The following is a 5,003-nucleotide window of genomic DNA, read 5'->3' on the forward strand; positions in this document are numbered from 1 at the left end:
CGACAGAACGGTGCGGACCTCGGCGTTGCGCTTCTTGTTCGGCACCACGTCGAGCACGATCGCGGGGTCGGGATTGTCATAGTTGATGGTCGGCGGAATGACGCTTTCGCGCATCGTCATCAGCGAGAAAGCCGCCTCGACAGCGCCCGCCGCCGACAGCGTGTGACCGATCATCGATTTGTTCGACGAGACCGGCATAGAGCCGATCCGCTCGCCGAACACCGTCGACAGCGCCAGATGCTCCATCTTGTCGTTTTCGGGCGTCGAGGTGCCGTGGGCATTGACGTAGTCGATCTCGTCTTCACCCAGTCCGGCATCGACGAGGGCGGCGCGGACCGCGGCGATGGCCGGTGAAGCGTCCGGTTTGGAGCGGGTGCGGTGGAAGTCGTCGGCCTTCTCGCCGCAACCGCCCAGGACGCCGAGAATAGTCGCGCCGCGAGCCAATGCCGTCTCAAGCGATTCCAACACCAGCGCCCCGGATCCCTCGGCCAACACGAAGCCGTCGCGATCCCTGGAGAAGGGTTTCGACGCCTTTTCGGGGATGTCGTTGTGCGTGGAGAGCGCCGAAAGCAATGAGAAACGGATCAATGCCTCGGCGGTCGCGGAACCGTCCGCGCCGATCGACAGCGCACGGTCGCATTCGCCGCGTCGGATCGCCTCGACACCGAGCTGAATCGCGGTGGCGCCTGAAGCGCAAGCCGTCGACAGCGTGATCGGCAGACCACGCGTGCCAAGGCGATCGGCAAGGCGGCCGGCGATCGAACCGAACTGGGTGGTCTCGAAAATATCCAGCTCTTTCAAGCTACGCGCGACCCGAAGCAGTCTTTCGGCGGCGGTGTCATCCTTGTCCTTGTCAGAATTGTAGAGCGAGAAGCGCTCGGCCCAGTCGAGTTCGACTGGCGGCGATGCGAGGAAGAGCGGTCCGCCGAAATCGCTGGAATCAAGACCGGCTTCGCTCACCGCTTCTAAGCCCGCAAGCTCGGCTAGCTCATAGGTGAGTGGGCTGGCGCCTTTCGAGCTCGACGGCAGGAAATCGACCATGCCGGAGATGCGGGTGTTCAATTGATCGATGGGAAAGCGGGTGATCGGGTGAATGCCCGACTTGCCGGAGGTCAGTGCCGCCCAATTGTCTGATTTGCCGACGCCAAGCGAGGTCACCACGCCGATGCCGGTGACGGCGACGATCGGCCTGCCCATGTGATCTCTGAGATTGGCCATCCGGGAGCCCTCTTATCGTTGCAGCATGGGTCGTGGAGCCGCGTTACGCGGCATTGACCAGCGCCATGCCCTCGAATTGGTGATAGCCGATCGCCGTTGCAAGGACGGATTGGGGAACGCCTTCGAACGGCGTCTCGGCTGCGGCATCAAAAACAGGATAGGCGGCCTTGCGGTCGACAGCGAGTGCCGCCAGTGCCACAGCGAAAGGAAACTGTGCTTCCTTCATGTGCCCGGTCAGCGTCGAGAAGCCACGCGCGGCGATCGCCGGATTGGCATCGAGCGCTGCCTTCTCGGCTGTTGTCGCCGCATGCGCCCCCGATGCGCCCGACAGGGTCAGCAATTTGCCGTTCGGCAATGCAGCCTGCTTGAGCAGTGCGGCGATCTCGGCGTCGAGTTCTCCCCGTGGCCGCCGGGCGCGGCCGGAGACGACCGGTCCAAGTTCTGCATAGATCTTGCGGCCGCGGCTCATCGCGTGTTCGCGCTGCTCCAGCACCAGGAAGGCGCCGCCGGAGCCGGTCACGACGCCACCGCCCTCAGTGCCCTGTCTTTGCCAAACCGGCTTCCATGGGCCGCGATGCAGATAGCCGGCGAGTTCATAGCCGAGCAGCATATCGGGATGTTCGGTCTGGAAGGCACCGCCGACCAGGATATGCGTCGACTGACCCGAGCGGATGCGTGCGGCGGCCGTTTCAACCGCGGCGACACCGGCACCTTCCTCGCCCATGAAGGTTCTGGACGAACCGGTGACCTTGTGGACGATGGAGATGTTGCCGGCGAGCAGGTTGGACAATTGGGCCAGAAACAGTGTCGGGCGCAATTCGGTGGTCAATTTCTCGTTGAGCAGTACATCGCGGTCATTGCGGCTTTCCGAAGCGGCGAGAATGGCGGCATCGACCGCCTCGTCGCGCTCGCCACCGCCCGCCGCCACAACCATGTCCATGGTCGCGCAGAGTTCGTCATTGCCCTTGATGCCGGCGTCGTCCAGTGCAAGGCCGGCAGCATAGGTGCCGAGCCTCTGCCAGGTTTCCATCTGGCGCTGATCGCCACGCTTGGCGATCTGCAGGTTCCAGTCGATCTCAGGCAGCGGATGGACAGTATAGGGTGCAAAGCGCGTCGCTTCGAGCACCGGCTGCGGGCCCGGTTGCGCGAGCTTCTGCCAGTGGGCGTCAGGACCTTCCCCCAGCGAGGAGACAAGGCCGATACCTGATATGACGACGTCGCGGGGGCTGCTCATGTGCGGCTTTGTGGGTCAGGCGGCAGAGCGCGTCAAGATCGTGCGCTCAACTGACGTCAGGCGGTCTTGGCGGCGACCAGCGCGTCGATCTTGGCGCACAGGTTCTTCATGACGAAGTAATCGTCGGTCGAAGCCTTGCCGTCATTGACCTCCTGGGTCCACTTTTCCAGCGGCACCTTGATGCCGAATTCCTTGTCGATGGCAAAGACGATGTCGAGAAAATCGAGGCTGTCTATGCCGAGATCGTCAATCGTGTGGCTCTCGGGCGTGATGGTGTCGATATCGATCTCGCTGGTGTCGGCAATGATCTTGGCGACTTTGTCGAACGTGGTGGACAAGGGCTTTTCCTTCGGTTGCGGGCGGAATCTGTCCGCATCTTGTTTGGGCGCTGTCTAATCGGTTTTTTCCGGCAGGAAAAGGCCTGATACGCCGGGCGCAGATGGGTAGGTTTCCTTCGAAACGCAAGAAGGGCCGCCGGTTTACCCGGCGGCCCTTCTGTTGACGCAACGTCAGCCTTATTTCGATGCGTGTCGTTTTTCCAAAAGCGGAACACTTTTGGCGACATGCATCAGCTGTCGCGAAGCTTGACCAGATCGTTCAGCAGCCCGCCCGTTCCGTTGTGGACGGTCAGCCGCTCGACCTTGCCGGCGATGGTTTCCAGCGCCTCGAGCTCCTTCAGCCGCAGCATCACCGGGTTTTCCGCCATCACCCTGGCCGTGTTGAGGAGGGAACGGGTCGCGTTCGTCTCCTCGCGGCGACGGATGATGTTGGCCTCGGCCTGCTTTTCGGCCGACACCACCTGGTTGAGGATCTCGCGCATCTCGCCCGGCAGGATGACATCCTTGAGCGCGATATCGCTGACCTCCACGCCGATCTCGGCCATGTCGGCGCGGACCTTGGCTGCCGCTTCCTCATCGATCGTCACCTTCTTTTCGAGGATCTGATCGAGTGTCAGCGCGCCAAGCGTCTTGCGGAAGGCATATTGCAGGGCGCGGTAGAGGGCTTCGGAGAAGTCCTTCACCATGCTGACCGCCTTGACCGGATCGACGACCCGGTATTCGGCTGCGATGTTGACGCGGATCGTCACGCGATCCTTGGTCAGCACTTCCTGCCCGGCAACGTCGAGCGACTGGCGCTTGAGGTCGACGACCTTGATCTGCACCATGCGTCCGACGTTCCAGAAGCCATGCACGCCCGCCGTCAGCGTCCTGACCAGGACACCGTCGATGAACAGCAGTCCGGCCTGACCATCGACGACCGGATGGACGGACATCAATTCCGCCTTCCGGGCCTGGCCGAGCCGGCGCATGATCGCCGCATCGATGGCGAGATCGACTGACGTGTCGATCAGCGTCACCTTCCACGGGCCGGCATCCGTCCACAGCACGAGCTTGCGGTCCGGTGCCAGCACGGCGTGCAGATTGCCGTCACGCTCGATGACGGCGACATCCGTGCGCCCGGTGCGAACGACGGTGAAATGACGCGCGGCCACATCCGGAAGCTTGTCGAACAACGCCTTCTCGTATGCCGAAACGAATTCCGGGTTCTTCAGATCGTGCCGAGACACTTCGAGGCTGCCGCGCCGGTTGGCGAGCCAGTGCTCGCCCGGCAGCAGGACAGCCTTGATCTCCCCCTTGTGGAGGGCGAGGGCACGTTCGTTTTCCTTTACGAGGACGCGCTCGCGTCCAAGAACCTTGTCGAGAATGGTCATTGTCTTACTCCTGTCGGGCATGGCCCCATGCGAGGCGTCACGTCATGCGTCGATCTTCCCTTCGTTTCTCGTTTCACGTCGTCTCTTGCGTCGTAGCCCGGGCACGAATGATCCGGGGACTGGTGGCATCGAGCCGTGGCGGGCCTTCGGGAGCGGATCGCGGGGCAGCGAAGCGGGCGCAGGAGGCCTTAGCCTCCCTTGCCGGCGACACCGCGCCTTGATCGTCACCGCGGGCCTGGCCGCGAGCCGATGGCGAAAGACGCTTGAGATGATCCGCGCCCGAAGGCTTGGGTCACCCGTCCAGTCTTTCGCATTCCAGTCCCCGGACCGTTTTTCGGATGGCTTTTCAAGGCCAATGGAGAAGGAATCGAACCTTCGACAGTCAGATTAACAATCTGATGCTCTAACCAAACTGAGCTATCCGTGGTGCAGATGAAGGGACTCGAACCCACAACCTCCGGATTATGTCCGGCGCTCTCCCAGTTGAGCTACATCCGCGATCCCAATCCCCAAAGCGGCGCCGTATACAGGGCGGCAATGCCGCCTGCACGGGCGGAGACGAAAGCTCCAACCGTTGTGCTCGCTTCGGTTCTCGTGACCGGGAGCGCGCCTATAGCCCCTGCGACGGGTTGTCGCAAGCGGCATTGTCACGGCGAATTTGCGGCTTCTTTCAACGGTGGCATTTCAGCAACACCGCTTTCGGCGTCAGCGATCGCGCAGCACGCTCAGAAGGTGACGCGGCCGAGCACGCGCAGGCCATCGCCTTGCGGCTCGACGACGACGGCCTCACCTTCGCGCGGTGAGATGCCGGTCAGTGCCACGATGTCTTCCAGATGGGTG

The 5,003-nt window shown here is 62.6% G+C and carries 4 protein-coding genes, 2 tRNA genes and 1 pseudogene; all 7 read right to left on the reverse strand.

Annotated features, from left to right (window positions below; all coding sequences use genetic code 11):
- Positions 1-1,218, reverse strand: a 1,218-nt coding sequence (locus EN879_RS24045; RefSeq protein WP_127274288.1) for a beta-ketoacyl-ACP synthase, incomplete at its 3' end; no start/stop codon positions are given.
- A gap of 43 nt (positions 1,219-1,261) precedes the next feature.
- A complete protein-coding gene (locus EN879_RS24050) occupies positions 1,262-2,452 on the reverse strand; it encodes a beta-ketoacyl-ACP synthase (protein ID WP_063168178.1) in 1,191 nt (396 codons plus the stop codon).
- A gap of 56 nt (positions 2,453-2,508) precedes the next feature.
- Positions 2,509-2,790, reverse strand: coding sequence for an acyl carrier protein (locus EN879_RS24055; protein WP_010909964.1), 282 nt, complete (start codon positions 2,788-2,790; stop codon positions 2,509-2,511).
- Positions 2,791-3,020: 230 nt separating this feature from the next.
- A complete protein-coding gene (locus EN879_RS24060) occupies positions 3,021-4,163 on the reverse strand; it encodes a slipin family protein (RefSeq protein ID WP_063168177.1) in 1,143 nt (380 codons plus the stop codon).
- Positions 4,164-4,515: 352 nt separating this feature from the next.
- Positions 4,516-4,585, reverse strand: a tRNA-Asn gene (locus EN879_RS24065).
- 2 nt (positions 4,586-4,587) lie between these two features.
- A tRNA-Tyr gene (locus tag EN879_RS24070) sits at positions 4,588-4,661 on the reverse strand.
- Between the two features lie 227 nt (positions 4,662-4,888).
- Positions 4,889-5,003 (reverse strand): annotated as a pseudogene (locus EN879_RS40135) (histidine phosphatase family protein); the annotation flags it as partial.

This window comes from Mesorhizobium sp. M7A.F.Ca.AU.002.02.1.1, from assembly GCF_003998535.1.
GTDB lineage: Bacteria > Pseudomonadota > Alphaproteobacteria > Rhizobiales > Rhizobiaceae > Mesorhizobium > Mesorhizobium ciceri.

Coding starts and splice junctions, on each gene's coding strand:
- EN879_RS24050 (WP_063168178.1), bottom strand. CDS start 2,452: ATGAGCAGCCCCCGCGACGTCGTCATATCAGGTATCGGCCTTGTCTCC.
- EN879_RS24060 (WP_063168177.1), bottom strand. CDS start 4,163: ATGACCATTCTCGACAAGGTTCTTGGACGCGAGCGCGTCCTCGTAAAG.